1 protein-coding gene is annotated in these 519 nt (G+C 50.3%); it reads left to right on the forward strand.

Annotation, left to right across the window (positions count from 1 at the left end; translation table 11 throughout):
* A partial coding sequence (locus B5F71_RS19700) for a transposase (protein WP_143269969.1) occupies positions 1 to 483 on the forward strand: 483 nt, incomplete at its 5' end.
* Positions 484 to 519: the final 36 nt, after the last annotated feature.

Here is a 519-nt window from a genome sequence, read left to right on the forward strand (position 1 = left end):
CTTTCCCTTTTGCTGGATTCCGTAGAGTCACAGCGCAGGCTTCTTCTGGAAGCGACACGGAAGCTGAGGGCGCTTTCCCGTTCAGACGGATATGCCACCGACTACGAACTGCTACGTTCCGTCCCGGGCATAGGCATGATAACGGCTTTGTCTTTACTCGCCGAACTGGAAGATATACGGCGTTTCGCCAATTCGGACAGGCTTGCGGGGTATATCGGCCTTGTCCCCACTTCCCACTCCACGGGTGAGAAAGACAATAAGGGGGAGATGACCTTCCGGGGGCAAATGCAGTTAAGAAGCAAACTGATAGAATGCGCATGGTTCGCAGCCCGGATTGACCCGGCCTTGAACATGGCTTTTTCAAAGCTGACACGGCGGATGGAGCCTAACAAGGCCATTGTGCGGATAGTCCGAAAACTGTTGAACCGGATCTTTTATGTTTTGAAATATAAAAGGAGATATAAGAATGAGACAGTTGAATGACACAATGGACAACAACTATATGAATGACCGCTGACA

It is taken from the genome of Bacteroides sp. An269 (genome assembly GCF_002159755.1).
GTDB classification, from domain to species: Bacteria; Bacteroidota; Bacteroidia; order Bacteroidales; family Bacteroidaceae; genus Phocaeicola; species Phocaeicola intestinalis.